The sequence below is a fragment of the Nocardia terpenica genome (assembly GCF_013186535.1).
Taxonomy (GTDB): Bacteria; Actinomycetota; Actinomycetes; order Mycobacteriales; family Mycobacteriaceae; genus Nocardia; species Nocardia terpenica.
Genome location: NZ_JABMCZ010000003.1, coordinates 2,333,468 through 2,347,138, shown reverse-complemented (window position 1 = coordinate 2,347,138; position 13,671 = coordinate 2,333,468). Strand labels below are relative to the sequence as shown.

The following is a 13,671-nucleotide window of genomic DNA, read 5'->3' as shown; positions in this document are numbered from 1 at the left end:
GTGGGGAACAGGGAGTCGATCGTTGGCAACTGAACATCCGGGCTTCTCGCCCGACGATCACAAATCCTCCGACGATGTCACGGAGAAGTTGACGACACCCGGCTTCGCGGAGCCCGCGGCGGCGCTGCCCGGCATGCCGAATCCGCTCGAACCGCCCTCCGGCGCAACGGATTCCGACCCGACCGCGGACACCTCCGCTCAGGGCGAGCCGACGCGCCGCATGCGCGGCAGCATCCAGCGGCAGGAGGAGGGCATCACCAAGCCCCGGCCGCCGACGCTGGCCGAGACGCGGGCGCGGGAGAAGGCGCGCAAGCGGGCCGAGGAGGCCGAGCGGGCGGCCGCGGAGGCGTTGGAGGAGAAACGCCGCCGCCGCAAGAAGATGATGATCGGCGGCGCGGCCGTAGTCGGCGTGGCGGCCGTGGTGGGCGCGGGGTATCTCGTCTACGAGGCGGCGACCACTCCCGACGAACCCGTCACCACCGCCTACTGCACCGTCACCGACCCCAACGGCAATCCGAAGACCGTGGTCGACGACGACGAGTGCGTGCGGGCCCAGTCCTACGCGACCGGTGCGGGCACCTATCACGCGGGTATGCCGCCGATCTTCATCCTCGGCAACGGCACCCAGTATCGCTATTACTACGGCGGCAACAACACCGTCGGACGGCCGCCCACCGGCGGCAGCACCATCGAGCCCAGCCGCGGCACCGTCAGCACCAAGAGCGGCACCGTCGTTCGGGGCGGGCTGGGCGCCAAGAGCGGAGGGAGCTCCGGCGGGGGCTCCAAGAGTGGAGGTTCTTAAGTGCGGCGCGTACGCGGCCAGGCCCGAGGCGGATGGCAGCGCATCATTGCAGAGCAGGGTCTGGTGTACGGCTCCCCCGGCGTCGACACCAACGGGCGGCCCCGGCCGTACTGGGACGAATCGGTGCACTACGAGTTCGACCTCGACGAGATCCTCGGCCTGGAGGCCCAGGTCGAGGTGCTGCACTCGATGTGCCTGGCCGCCTGCGAGCAGATCGTGCTCACCGAGCGGTTCGCCGAATTCGGTCTGCCGGAATGGAGTTGGGGCCCGATCAAGGAGTCGTGGCAGCGCTCGGACCCCTACGTCTACGGCCGGTTCGATCTGCGCTACGACGGCCGCGGTCCGGCGAAACTGCTGGAGTACAACGCCGATACGCCGACCTCGCTGCTGGAGGCGGCGATCGTGCAGTGGCACTGGCTGACCGACGTCCACCCCGGCGACGATCAGTGGAATTCGCTGCACGAGAAGCTCGTCGAGCGCTGGACCGAACTGCGCGAACACAGCCTGCCGACCACCCAGCTGCACTTCACCTGGTCCTCGGCGGACGCGAGCGGCGAGGACAACGTCACCACCGCGTACATGCAGGAGACCGCCGCCGAGGCCGGATTCGACACGGTGGCGCTGGCGATCGAGCAGGTCGGCTGGGACACCGAGCTGGAACGGTTCGTGGACCTGGCCGAGGCGCCGATGGAATCGGTCTTCAAGCTGTATCCGTGGGAGTGGGTGCTCGACGACGATTTCGGCAAGCGCGTGGTCGACTCGCTGCCGAGCACCACGTGGATCGAGCCGCTGTGGAAGACCATGCTGTCGAACAAGGCGCTGCTGGCGGTGCTGTGGGAGATGTATCCGGGGCACCCGAACCTGCTGCCCACCTACCTCGACGATCCGCACGAGCTCACCGAGTACATCAAAAAGCCCAAGCTGGGCCGCGAGGGCGCGAATATGACGATCGTCGGCGCGGGCCTGGAGACCGCCACCGGCGGCGTGTACGGCGAGGAGGGCTACGTCTACCAGCTGCTGGACCCGCTGCCCGACTTCGACGGCATGCGACCGGTGCTGGGCGCGTGGATCGTCGGCGACACCGCCGCGGGCATGGGCATCCGCGAGACACCGGGCCTGATCACCGACGACAGCTCCACCTTCGTCCCGCACCGCATTCCGGCCGAATAGTCACTGTGCCACGAACGCCAATAACTCCTCCACCGCCCACGTATCGATAACCCGTTCCGCCGCAACGCCGTTGGCGAGGGCGCGCTCGCATCCGTAACCCTGCCAGTCCAATTGGCCGGGCGCGTGGGCGTCGGTGTCGATGGAGAAGTAGCAGTCCATCTCCGCGGCGAGCCGGATCAGGCGGCCGGGCGGGTCGCGGCGTTCGGGGCGGCTGTTGATCTCGACGGCGGTGCCGTAGGTACGGCACGCCTCGAACACCACCTCGGCGTCGAACTCCGATTCCGGGCGCAGCCCGCGCTCGCCCGCCACCAGCCGCCCGGTGCAGTGGCCGAGGATGTCCACGTTCGGGTTCGCGACCGCGTACACCATGCGGCGGGTCATGGTCTCGGCGTCGTCGCGCAGGTGCGAATGCACGCTGGCGACGACGATGTCGAGCTCGGCCAGCAGATCGGCCTGCTGGTCGAGCCGACCGTCGTCGAGGATGTCGACCTCGATGCCGGTGAGGATGCGGAACGGGGCCAGCTCCGCATTGAGCTCGGCCACCACGTCCAGCTGCCGCCGCAGCCGGTCCGCGGACAGGCCGCCCGCCACGGTGAGCCGCGGCGAATGATCGGTCAGCGCACAGTATTCGTGCCCGAGCGCGATGGCGGTGCGCATCATCTCCTCGATCGGGCTGCCGCCGTCGGACCAGTTGGAGTGGGTGTGCAGGTCGCCGCGCAGCCGGGCACGCAGGGCCGCGCCCTCCGGCGCGATGGGCCGCGCCTCGGCGCGCAGCTTCTCCAGCTGATCGGGCAGCTGTCCCGCGCACGCCTGCGCGATCGCCGCGGCCGTCTTCGGGCCGATGCCCGGAAGCTGCTGCCAGTTCCCGTCTTCGCGGAACCGCTCGCGGTCGGCGTCCGGCAGGGCGGCCACGATATCGGCCGCCCGCCGGTACGCCTTGACCCGGTGCGTCTGCGCCCGGGAGCGCTCCATCCAGAACGCGATCTCCCGCAGCGCCTCGACCGGGCCCGGAACCCCCTGCGCCACTATCGAATCCGGCTGTACTTGAGGAAGGCGACACCGTCGGAGAAGACCCGGCTGGTGAGCACCCGGAATCGGGCGGGCTCCGGCAGCTGCCCGCCCGCACCGAACAGCGGGCGCCCGCGCCCCAGCACGATCGGATACAGCTTCAGGAATACCTGATCGATCTCGGGCAGCAGTTCCTGCGCCAGCTCACCGCCGCCGCACAGCCAGATGCCGAGTCCCTTCTCCCGCTTGAGTTCTCGCACCCGCCCCAGCGGATCCTCGGAGATCAGTTCCACATCCGGGTCGGGCCGGTCGGGCAGTGTGGTGGACACCACCAATTGCCGCAGGTGCGCATAAGGGCTCGAGGTCCCGGTGCGGACGCCGAAATCGTGGGTCTTGCGGCCCATCAGCACGGTGTCGAAGGTGCTGCCGAGCTTGTCGACGCCCAGCGACTCGCGCACCTTCGCCGGTAGTGTCTCCGGATATTGCGCGGTGATCGCGGGCCCGTGATCACCCCCGACCGGGAAGAAGTCGACCGAACCGTCCTCGGTGGCGATGAAGCCATCGATGGTCGATGCGACGTAGTAGGTCAGCTTGCGCATCCGTCCTCCCTTTCCCGAACCGTGGTTGCACGGCGGTTACAGGAAAAACGTTAGCGCTTCAATCGGTTCGACGGCGCGGCTTGGGCTGGCACCGGGGACAGGAGAACGACGACCGGTTCATGAACTTCTCCCGCCGGATGGGCGCACCACAGCGGCGGCACGGCTCGTCCTCACGCCCGTAGGCGGCCAGCGACCGCTCGAAATACCCGGACTCACCGTTGACATTCACGTACAGGGCATCGAAGGAGGTGCCACCCGCATGCAACGCGTCGGACATGACCGCCCGCACCTCGGTCAGCAGCCCGTGCAGGGCGGGCCGGGTGAGGGTGGCGGCGATACGCTCGCCGTGCATGCTGGCGCGCCACAGCGCCTCGTCGGCGTAGATATTGCCGATGCCCGACACCACGGTCTGGTCGAGCAGCACCCGCTTGATCTCGGAATGCTTGGCGCGCAACCGTTTCACCACGGCGTCGGCGTCGAAGAGCGGATCCAGCGGGTCGCGGCCGATGTGCGCGACGGACTCGGGCACGGCCGTGCCGTCGACCTCGACGATCGTATTGAGCGCCCAGCCGCCGAAGGTGCGTTGATCGACGAAGCGAACCTGCTCACCCGAATCGAGGGTGGCGACGATGTGGGCGTGCTTCTCCAGCGGCGCGCCGGAGGGCTGCACCAGCATCTGCCCGCTCATGCCCAGATGCACCACGAGCGCGGTGTCCGGGTCGTCGAAGGTCAGCCACAGGAATTTGCCGCGCCGCTGCGCGGATTCCACCCGCAGACCCGCCAGCCGGGCGGCCAGATCGTCGCCACCGAGCTCGTGGCGGCGCACCGATCGGGGGTGCTTGACCGTGACGGATTCGACGATGCGGCCGACGACATGCTCGGCCAGTCCGCGACGGACGACCTCGACCTCGGGAAGTTCGGGCATATGAAGTTTCTCGGCGTTTCAGCTCTCGGCGGTGAGGGCCTGCCAGGCGGCGCCCGCGGCCTTCTGTTCGGCTTCCTTCTTGGAGCGGCCGACGCCCTTGCCGTATGCCTGACCACCGATCACCGCCGTGGCGGTGAACTCCTTGTCGTGGTCGGGGCCGGTCGAGGTGATCTCGTAGCTGGGCACGCCGAGGCCACGCTCGGCGGTCAGCTCCTGCAGGCTGGTCTTCCAGTCCAGGCCGGCGCCCATGCGGGGGCCGCGCTCGAGCAGCTCGGCGAACAGGGTGAGCACCACGTCGCGCGCCACGTCGATGCCGTGCTGCAGATGCACCGCACCGAGCAGCGACTCCATGCCGTCGGCGAGAATGCTCGGTTTGTCGCGGCCGCCGGTCAGCTCCTCGCCCTTGCCGAGCAGCAGATGACGGCCGAGGCCACCCTCGCCGAGACCGCGGGCGACCTCGGCCAGGGCGTGCATGTTCACCACGCTGGCGCGCAGCTTGGCCAGCTCGCCCTCGGACTTGTCCGGATGCTCGAGATACAGGCGCTCGGTGATGCTCAGGCCGAGCACCGAGTCGCCCAGGAACTCCAGGCGCTCGTTGGTCGGCAGACCGCCGTTCTCGTAGGCGTAGGACCGGTGCGTGAGGGCGAGCCGGAGCAGGTCCGGGCGCACGTCGACGCCGAGTGCCTCGAGCAGGCTCGAATGGTCGGCGTACTCACCCGCTGCGGGGTCGTCCGCTCCGTCCTTGCTGGCGGTCACTGTCGGCTACCGATCGCGCGATCAGACCGCGGCAGCGACCTGGCGGCCCTTGTAGGTGCCGCAGTTGGGGCACGCGATGTGCGGCAGGGTCTTCTGGCCGCAGGCCCGGTTCGGGCAGGTGATCAGGGCCGGCGCGGTGGCCTTCCACTGGCTGCGCCGCGAGTGGGTGTTGGCACGAGACATCCGGCGCTTCGGAACGGCCACGACTACTTCTCCTCTGTCTTCGAACTTCCCGAGCCGTTGCGGCCGGCAAGCGATCGGTCTGCGTCTGATTCAGCTTCGGCGTCTGCGACACCGGCACCGGGGATATCGGCCGCGAAGTTCGCGAGCCCCGCCCAGCGAGGGTCCAGTATCTCATGCTTGTGATCGGAACCTGCAATCGCCATCCGCACACCGCATTCGGGGCACAGTCCGGCGCAGTCGGGTTCGCACAGCGGCTGCAGCGGCAGCTCCAGGCCGACGCCGTCGATGATCACCGGTTCCAGGTCGATCATGTCGTCGACGAGGCGGTGGATCTCGTCTTCCTCGGTGGTCTGCTCGGTGGCGCTGTCCGGGTAGGCGAACAGCTCGGTGAGCCGCAGGTCGACCGTGTCGGTGAACGGCTCGAGGCAGCGCGAGCACTCGCCCGCCAGCGGCGCGGACACCGTGCCGGTGACCAGGACACCCTCCGAGACCGACTGCAGGGTCAGCGCGAGGTCGACCTCGGCGCCGACCGGGACGGCGACCAGATCGAGCCCGATCCGCTCCGGCGCGGTGACGATCCGATGTACCTCGCGCATCGAACCCGGGGCCCGGCCCAGGCTGCGTGTGTCCAGCACGAAGCCCGCGTCGGTCGGACGACGACGACGCGAACCGGAACCGGATTCGGCAGGCATCAGGAACTCACTCACTCAGTGTGTGGGAATTGGGCAACCACTCAACAATACGCGAATCCGCATGGATCCCTCAAATGCACCGCATTTCGGACCATTCCGACCGGTATCGAAAATCCCGCTCAGCGGCGGAATTCCGCCGCGTAATCCGGCACGCCGCCGCCGCTGCGCAGCTGCTGGCGGCCGCGGCCGACCGTGCGCAGCGTGCTGTGCAGGGTCTCCTCGAAATCGGCGAGGGTGCCGTCGACATAGCGGTCGCATTCCTCGCGCAGGCGGTCGGCCTCGGCGGTGGCGGCGTCGATCAGGCGCGCGGATTCGCCGTGCGCGGCGCGCACCACCTCGGTCTGCGAGACCAGGCGTTCCTGTTCGGCGCGGCCGTCGGACACCGAGCGGTCGTAGGAGGCTTGACCGGCGGCGATCATGCGATCGGATTCGGTGCGGGCCCGGCCGGTGAGCGCCTCGTACTCGGCCTTGCCCTCGGCGACGATCCGGTCGGCCTCGGCGGTCGCGGCGGCGACCATGTGTTCCGCGTGCGCGCGGGCCTCGGCGACCATCCGGTCGGCATGCGCCTTGGCGTCGGCGAGGATGCGGTCGGCCTCCTCGCGGGCGCCCGAAACCGTCTGCGCCGCCTGCTCGTTCGCGCCGGTGACCGCGAGCTCGGCGGCGTCGCGGGCGTCGTTGACGATCTTGTCCCGGTGATCGAGCACGTCCTGCGCGTCGTCGAGCTCGCCGGGGATGGCGTCGCGGACGTCGTCGAGCAGTTCCAGGACGTCGCCGCGCGGAATGATGCAGTTGCGAGTGGGTGGGATGCCGCGTGCCTCTTCGACGATCGCGACCAGTTCGTCGAGTGCCTCGAATACGCGGTACATCAGCTGACCCCACTCTCCTGCCGAACATTCACTCGCCCCAGTGTGCCCCGCGTCACGGGCATCTGCCCAGTTCACTACCGGTGTGTCGGAGGGGTGTTTCGAAGACCACATCGATCAAGTGGAGGGAATCTCTCCGCTTGGTGTTATGTTTCTACCGAGCGGTAGACAGTCGGCCTCGTCGTCGCGGCGGGACCGGCGAAGTTCGATCGGAAAGACAATGACTGTCCTGTATCCGATGCCCCCGGGCATGTGGGTCGACCCCCAGCACGACCCGGTCGTATCCGCCATCGTTGTCGACAAGCCCGTGCCGCAGGAGAATTCCCGGGCCCACGAGCCGGAGACCGCCGCGGCCGCGGCCGCACTCACCCCCGAACCCGACGCCGAGCCCACCGCGCTCGGCGTATTCGGGCGACTGGGTGTATTCCTGCGCGGCGACCGATGGTTCGCGCAGCTCATCCGTTTCGCCCTGGTCGGCGGCCTCAGCAATGTGGGCTACTTCCTGCTGTTCCTGGCCTGCTACGGCGGCGGCCCGCAGTTGGCGAACCTCACCGGCTCGATCGTGAGCACGGCCCTGGCCAACGAACTACACCGCCGCCTCACCTTCCACGCGTCGGGCCGAGTCGGCTGGCTCACCGCCCAACTCGAAGGCGGCGGCCTGGCCCTCGCGGGCCTGGCCATCACCTCCGCCGCCCTGGCAATCCTCGATGTCACCGCCCCCGGCCTCAACGACATAGCCGAAGCCATCGCCGTCATCACCATCACCGCCGCCGTAGGCACCCTCCGCTTCGTCACCCTCCGCCTCTGGGTCTTCTAACGCCCCCGGCCTTACACGGCCTCGCCTCACATTTCACGCAAGAGGTGCGTTTGTGACCTGGTCGAATGGCCAGGGAACCGGGCGGGGGAACCCGGCGTCATACGAGGGCAAACCCACATTCTGCAGGGGAGGTCAGTAATGGAACGTCGTCGAGGGTGCCGGTCGTCGGGGCGGAATACGGTGAGCCCGCGGCTGTCTCGCGTCCACGTGGATGGTCGGCCCGCCGTACCGTGCGTGCGCTTCGCCACGCCGCGGACCCGGCGTCCGCACACCGATACCGGGCCGCAGTGAGCGGGGCCGAATCGGCCGGGCCCGCAGCAGGTTCCGGTGCGCGTCGGGACGCGGGGGTGCGTCATCGGCGCGACATCGTCCGGGCGGGGATCTCCGACGCCGAGATCCGCCGCCGGTGCACGGGCGGGCAGTGGCAGCGGGTGCGCCGCGGGTCGTATGCGGACGAGGCGGCCTACGCGAGCATGAATGCGGTGGCGCGGCACCGGGTTCAGGTCGCCGCGGTGCTCTCCGGCCTGGCCGCCGACGCGGTCGTCAGCCACCAGTCCGCCGCGGTGCTGTACGGGGCGCCGGTGCGGATGGCGCAGCTGGATCGCGTCGGGGTGACCCGCAATCGGCGCAACGGCGGACGGATCAAACCCGGGCTGAAGGTGCACTGCGCGCCGGTGGAGACGGTGGCCGTGGTCGGCGGGCTGCTGCTCACCACCCCGGCGCGGACCATCGTCGACGTGGCCCGCACCGCGCCGCTGGAGTCGGCGGTCGTCATCGGCGACGCGCTGGCCCGCGAATACGGCGTCACCGCAGCGGATCTGGCCGCCGAACTGGAGCTGGCCCGGTGCCGCACGGGCATCGGCGCCGCCCGGCGGGCGGTATCGCTGCTCGACCCGCACAGCACGAGCGTCGGCGAATCGCGCGGCCGCCTGCTGCTGCACCGCCTCGGCCTACCCGTACCCCGGTCCCAGGGCGAGGTCTTCACCGCCGACGGCCGCCTGCTCCGCCGCGTCCCCTTCTACTTCGGCAGAACCGGCGTACTCGGCGAATGCACCGACCGCCCCGACCCCGACTGCCGGGAAGAGGCCCTGCGCGCCAACGGATTCCACCTCGTCCGCTGGACCTGGGCCCAACTGTCCACCGGCGAGGCCGCGTCCCGCCTCCGCCACGCCCTCATCCACGCCCGCTACGACCCACCTCTCGGATACATCCGGCAGGTGCCGCTCCCGGAGCCGAAGCGACTGATGCTGCGACCGTTGCGATGACGCTGACCCTTGGATTCCGGCGTGCTTTCGGCCGGAATCCTCGGTGAGATCCCGGCCAAAAGCACGCCGGGATCAAGGGGGGCGGGGGAATCAGCCGCGGCGTTCGGCGATTCGGGGGAGGAGGCGTTTGTGGACGGCGGGGGGGAGCATGTCGGTGACGTCGCCGCCGAAGGTGGCGACCTCCTTGACGAGGGAGCTGGACAGGAAGCTGTAGGCGGGGTTGGTGGCGAGGAAGTAGGTGTCCACGCCGGACAGCTTCTTGTTCATCTGCGCCATCTGCAGTTCGTATCCGAAGTCGAAGGCGTCGCGCAGGCCCTTCACGATGGCGGTGATGCCCTGCTCGCGCGCGAAGTCGACCAGCAGCCCGTGCCACGATTCGACCCGCACATTGGGCAGGTCGGCGGTGGCCTCACGGAGCATGTCCACGCGCTCGTCGACGCTGAACATGGTCTGCTTCTTCTTGTTGATCGTCACGGTCACGACGACCTCGTCGAATTGCGCGGCCGCCCGCGCGATGACGTCGAGATGCCCGTTGGTCACCGGATCGAACGACCCGGGGCATAGTGCTCCAGCCATGATCGAACGCTAACAGCCGGTCGGCGTCTCGTACTCGGCGAGTTCGATGCGAGTCTCCCCGTAGCGGCGGGGCTTCTCCGGCGCGAAGCCCGCGGGCCAGGCGATTTCGGGCGACCGGGTGGGGCGTTCCACGACCACGAGGGCCCCGTCGTGCAGCCAGCCGTTGTCGACCAGACAGGTCAGGTCCGCGGCCGAGTCGCCCGCCTCCCGCGCGTACGGCGGGTCCGACAACACCAGGTCGTACCGCCGCGCCGGGGCGGTCCGCAGCACGGAACCGACCGTGCCCCACCGCAATTCGGCCCCGGGCAGGCCCAGATCGGCGATATTGCCGCGGACGATCGCGGCCGCCTTGCGGTCGGATTCGACCAGCAGGGCGTGCGATGCGCCGCGCGACAGCGCCTCCAGGCCCAGCGCGCCCGACCCCGCGTACAGGTCGAGCACGCGAATGCCGTCGAAGTCCAGCCGGGACGCGAGCAGGCTGAACAGCGCCTCGCGCACCCGATCCGAGGTGGGCCGGGTGCCCGCGGGCGGCACGCGCAGCCGCCGCCCGCCCGCCGTGCCCGCCACGATGCGGGTCATCGGATCGCCCTCACTCGGCCGCGGCCTCGGTCAGGCTCACCTCGACCAGCAGATCGCCGCCCTCCACCTGCTGCACCTTGCCGATGGCGACCCGGCGCACCACGCCGCCGCGCGGGGCGGTGATGGCCGCCTCCATCTTCATCGCCTCGATGGTGCCGATGGTGTCGCCCGCCGCGATGGTCTCCCCCTCGGCGACGACCAGGGTCACCACGCCCGCGAACGGCGCGGCCACCTGGCCCGGATTGGTCTTGTCGGCCTTCTCGGCGGTGGGCACCTCGCTGGCGATGGACCGGTCGCGCACGGTGACCGGGCGCAGCTGGCCGTTGAGGATGCACATGACCGTGCGCATGCCGCGCTCGTCCGGCTCGGAGATCGCCTCCAGCCCGATGAGCAGGGTGACGCCCTTCTCCAGCTGCACCCGGTGCTCCTCGCCGTGGCGCAGGCCGTAGAAGAACTGGTTGGCCGACAGCCCGGAGGTGTCGCCGTATTTCTCCCGGTGCGCGAGGAATTCGGCGGTCGGGCCGGGGAACAGCAAGCGGTTCAACGTCTCCCGGCGCTGCTGCGAGGAGCCGCGCAGCGCCGCGTCGTCGGCGGGCGAGAGCGCGGTCTCGGGCTTGGCGGGCCCGCGCCCGGCCAGCGCCTTGCTGCGGAACGGTTCCGGCCAGCCGCCCGCCGGGGTGCCGAGTTCGCCGCGCAGGAAACCGATCACCGAATCCGGAATGTCGTAGCGGCCGGGATCGCGGGCGAAGTCCTCCACGTCCACGCCCGACCCGACCAGCGCCAGCGCGAGGTCGCCGACCACCTTGGAGGACGGCGTCACCTTGACCAGACGGCCCAGCAGCCGGTCGGCCGCCGCGTATTTCGCCTCGACCTCTTCGAACCGGTCGCCCAGCCCCAGCGCGATGGCCTGCTGCCGCAGATTCGACAGCTGCCCGCCCGGAATCTCGTGGTGATAGACCCGCCCGGTCGGCCCCGGCAGCCCGGATTCGAAGGGCGCGTAGCCCTTTCGCAGCGCCTCCCAGTACGGCTCGAGATCGCAGACCTTCTGCAGATCGATCCCGGTGTCGTAGGGCGAGTGCGCCGCCGCGGCCACGATCGCCGACAGCGCGGGCTGCGAGGTGGTGCCCGCCATGGGCGCGGACGCGCCGTCGACCGCATCGGCCCCGGCCTGCCACGCCGCCAGGTAGGTGGCCAGCTGCCCACCCGGGGTGTCGTGGGTGTGCACGTGCACCGGCAGGTCGAAGTTGCTGCGCAGCGCGGTGACCAGGGTGTGGGCGGCCGGTGCGCGCAGCAGCCCGGCCATGTCCTTGATGCCGATGACGTGCGCCCCGGCCGCCACGATCTGCTCGGCCAGCTTCAGGTAGTAGTCGAGGGTGTAGAGGTCCTCGTTCGGGTCGGACAGGTCGCCGGTGTAGCTGAGCGCGACTTCCGCGATGGCCGTGCCGGTTTCGCGGACGGCATCGATGGCGGGCCGCATCTGGTCGACATTGTTGAGGGCGTCGAAGATGCGGAAGATGTCGATACCGGTCGCGGTGGCCTCGGACACGAACGCGCGCGTGACCTGCTCCGGGTACGGGGTGTAGCCGACGGTATTGCGCCCGCGCAGCAGCATCTGCAGGCAGATATTGGGCACCGTCTCGCGCAGCGCGGCCAACCGCTCCCACGGGTCCTCGTAGAGGAACCGCAGCGCCACGTCATAGGTTGCGCCGCCCCAGCATTCGATGGACAGCAGCTCCGGCGTCATCCGCGCCACGTACTCGGCGGCCTCGAGCAGACCGTTGGTCCGCACCCGGGTCGCCAGCAGCGACTGGTGCGCGTCGCGGAAGGTGGTGTCGGTGACGCCGACCGCCCGCTGTTCGCGCAGCGACCGCGCGAAACCCTCGGGGCCCAGTCGCAACAGCCGCTGCCGCGAGCCGTCCGGCGGCGGCACGGTCAGATCCAGCGGCGGCAGCTTGTCGTGCGGGTACACCGCCGTCGGCCGCTGGCCGTGCGGCTTGTTCACGGTGACGTCGGCGAGGTAGCGCAGGATCTTGGTGCCCCGGTCGGCCGAGCCGCGCTGGGTCAGCAGGTGCGGGCGCTCGTCGATGAACGAGGTGGTGACCCGCCCGTCCCGGAAGTCCTGGTCGTCGAGCACCGCCTGCAGGAACGGAATATTGGTCGCCACACCGCGAATGCGGAACTCGGCGACCGCCCGCCGCGCCCGCGCCACCGCCGCGCCGAAGTCCCGGCCGCGGCAGGTCAGCTTCACCAGCATGGAGTCGAAGTAGGCGCCGACCTCGGCACCCAGATTGGCGCCGCCGTCCAGGCGGATGCCGCCGCCGCCCGGGCTGCGGTAGGCGGTGATGCGCCCGGTGTCGGGCCGGAAGCCGTTGGCCGGGTCCTCGGTGGTGATGCGGCACTGCAGCGCGGCGCCGTGGATCGAGACCGAATCCTGGCTCAGGCCCAGCTCTTCCAGCGTCCGCCCGGCCGCGATGCGCAGCTGCGCCTGCACCAGGTCGACATCGGTGATCTCCTCGGTCACCGTGTGCTCCACCTGGATTCGCGGATTCATCTCGATGAACACGTGGTTGCCGCGCTCGTCGAGCAGGAATTCCACGGTTCCCGCGCAGCTGTAACCGATCTCCCGGGCGAAGGCCACCGCGTCGGCGCAGATGCGTTCGCGCAGTGCGGGATCCAGGTTCGGCGCGGGCGCGAGCTCGATCACCTTCTGGTGCCGCCGCTGCAGCGAGCAGTCGCGCTCGAACAGGTGCATGACGTTGCCGTGCTGGTCGGCGAGGATCTGCACCTCGATGTGGCGGGGGTTGACCACCGCCTGCTCCAGGAACACCGTGGGGTCGCCGAACGCCGATTCGGCCTCGCGCATGGCGGCCTCGATCGACTCGCGCAACTGCTCGCGCTCGGCGACCCGGCGCATGCCGCGCCCGCCGCCACCGGCGACGGCCTTGACGAAGACCGGGAACTGCATCGACTCGGACGCGGTCAGCAGCTCGTCCACCTCGGCGGAGGGGGCGCTCGAGTTCAGCACCGGCAGCCCGGCGGCCTTGGCGGCGGCGATGGCGCGGGCCTTGTTGCCGGTCAGTTCCAGCACCTCGGCAGAGGGCCCGATGAAGGTGATGCCCTCGCGCACGCACGCCGCGGCCAGGTCCGGATTCTCGGACAGAAAGCCGTAACCGGGGTAGACGGCGTCGGCCCCGGCGGTCTGGGCGGCCTTGATGATCTCGTCGATGGAGAGATACGCCCGCACCGGGTGACCGGGGACGCCGATCTGATAGGACTCGTCGGCCTTGAGCCGATGCACCGAGTTGCGATCCTCGTAGGGAAAGACCGCGACGGTCCCGACGCCGAGTTCGTAGGCGGCGCGGAACGCTCGGATCGCGATCTCACCGCGGTTGGCGACCAGCACTTTCGAGAACATTGGATCAAGGTACCCGGACAC

The 13,671-nt window shown here is 69.8% G+C and carries 14 protein-coding genes; 4 read left to right on the top strand and 10 right to left on the bottom strand.

Going from position 1 to position 13,671, the window contains the following annotated elements; translation table 11 throughout:
- Window positions 1-22 precede the first annotated feature (22 nt).
- Window positions 23-802 carry a hypothetical protein gene (locus tag HPY32_RS32440; RefSeq protein WP_231951329.1) on the top strand — a complete coding sequence of 260 codons (780 nt, stop codon included), beginning with the start codon at window positions 23-25 and terminating at the stop codon, window positions 800-802.
- Window positions 803-1,972: a glutathionylspermidine synthase family protein gene (locus HPY32_RS32435; RefSeq protein ID WP_067578579.1), complete on the top strand. Its 1,170-nt coding sequence runs from the start codon at window positions 803-805 to the stop codon at window positions 1,970-1,972.
- On the opposite strand, the gene HPY32_RS32430 is transcribed toward HPY32_RS32435, so the two are convergent.
- The 7 genes from HPY32_RS32430 to HPY32_RS32400 all read right to left on the bottom strand — a co-directional run bounded on the left by HPY32_RS32430 (window position 1,973) and on the right by HPY32_RS32400 (window position 7,001).
- Complete coding sequence (locus HPY32_RS32430; RefSeq protein WP_269456467.1) at window positions 1,973-2,998, bottom strand: PHP domain-containing protein; 1,026 nt, start codon at window positions 2,996-2,998, stop codon at window positions 1,973-1,975. It lies immediately after the preceding gene.
- Window positions 2,998-3,579, bottom strand: a complete 582-nt coding sequence (locus tag HPY32_RS32425; RefSeq protein ID WP_067578577.1) for a dihydrofolate reductase family protein — start codon at window positions 3,577-3,579, stop codon at window positions 2,998-3,000. Before HPY32_RS32425 ends, HPY32_RS32430 begins: the two co-directional genes overlap by 1 nt.
- Window positions 3,580-3,637: 58 nt before the next feature.
- Window positions 3,638-4,504 carry a bifunctional DNA-formamidopyrimidine glycosylase/DNA-(apurinic or apyrimidinic site) lyase gene (gene mutM / locus HPY32_RS32420; protein ID WP_067578575.1) on the bottom strand — a complete coding sequence of 289 codons (867 nt, stop codon included), beginning with the start codon at window positions 4,502-4,504 and terminating at the stop codon, window positions 3,638-3,640.
- An 18-nt stretch (window positions 4,505-4,522) separates the two neighbouring features.
- Window positions 4,523-5,260 carry a ribonuclease III gene (rnc, locus tag HPY32_RS32415; RefSeq protein ID WP_067578573.1) on the bottom strand — a complete coding sequence of 246 codons (738 nt, stop codon included), beginning with the start codon at window positions 5,258-5,260 and terminating at the stop codon, window positions 4,523-4,525.
- Window positions 5,261-5,281: 21 nt separating this feature from the next.
- The gene (gene rpmF / locus HPY32_RS32410) at window positions 5,282-5,464 is read right to left on the bottom strand and encodes a 50S ribosomal protein L32 (protein WP_067578571.1); all 183 of its coding nucleotides are present in this window, start codon (window positions 5,462-5,464) and stop codon (window positions 5,282-5,284) included.
- A gap of 2 nt (window positions 5,465-5,466) precedes the next feature.
- Window positions 5,467-6,135 carry a YceD family protein gene (locus HPY32_RS32405; protein WP_171983142.1) on the bottom strand — a complete coding sequence of 223 codons (669 nt, stop codon included), beginning with the start codon at window positions 6,133-6,135 and terminating at the stop codon, window positions 5,467-5,469.
- A gap of 119 nt (window positions 6,136-6,254) precedes the next feature.
- Window positions 6,255-7,001, bottom strand: a complete 747-nt coding sequence (locus tag HPY32_RS32400) for a DivIVA domain-containing protein (RefSeq protein ID WP_067578567.1) — start codon at window positions 6,999-7,001, stop codon at window positions 6,255-6,257.
- A gap of 217 nt (window positions 7,002-7,218) precedes the next feature.
- Here HPY32_RS32400 and HPY32_RS32395 point away from each other — a divergent pair, with 217 nt between their 5' ends.
- Both HPY32_RS32395 and HPY32_RS32390 read left to right on the top strand, forming a co-directional pair.
- The gene (locus HPY32_RS32395; RefSeq protein ID WP_309247562.1) at window positions 7,219-7,815 is read left to right on the top strand and encodes a GtrA family protein; all 597 of its coding nucleotides are present in this window, start codon (window positions 7,219-7,221) and stop codon (window positions 7,813-7,815) included.
- A gap of 287 nt (window positions 7,816-8,102) precedes the next feature.
- On the top strand, window positions 8,103-9,080 hold the full coding sequence (locus tag HPY32_RS32390; RefSeq protein ID WP_309247561.1) for a type IV toxin-antitoxin system AbiEi family antitoxin domain-containing protein: 978 nt from the start codon (window positions 8,103-8,105) through the stop codon (window positions 9,078-9,080).
- Window positions 9,081-9,170: 90 nt separating this feature from the next.
- Here HPY32_RS32390 and coaD read toward each other — a convergent pair whose 3' ends face one another.
- The 3 genes from coaD to HPY32_RS32375 are packed head-to-tail and all read right to left on the bottom strand — an operon-like array spanning window position 9,171 to window position 13,650.
- Entirely contained in the window at window positions 9,171-9,656 is a 486-nt protein-coding gene (gene coaD / locus HPY32_RS32385; protein ID WP_067578563.1) for a pantetheine-phosphate adenylyltransferase, read from the bottom strand.
- A 9-nt stretch (window positions 9,657-9,665) separates the two neighbouring features.
- The gene (gene rsmD / locus HPY32_RS32380; protein WP_067578562.1) at window positions 9,666-10,235 is read right to left on the bottom strand and encodes a 16S rRNA (guanine(966)-N(2))-methyltransferase RsmD; all 570 of its coding nucleotides are present in this window, start codon (window positions 10,233-10,235) and stop codon (window positions 9,666-9,668) included.
- Between the two features lie 10 nt (window positions 10,236-10,245).
- On the bottom strand, window positions 10,246-13,650 hold the full coding sequence (locus tag HPY32_RS32375) for a pyruvate carboxylase (RefSeq protein ID WP_067578560.1): 3,405 nt from the start codon (window positions 13,648-13,650) through the stop codon (window positions 10,246-10,248).
- Between the last annotated feature and the right edge of the window lie 21 nt (window positions 13,651-13,671).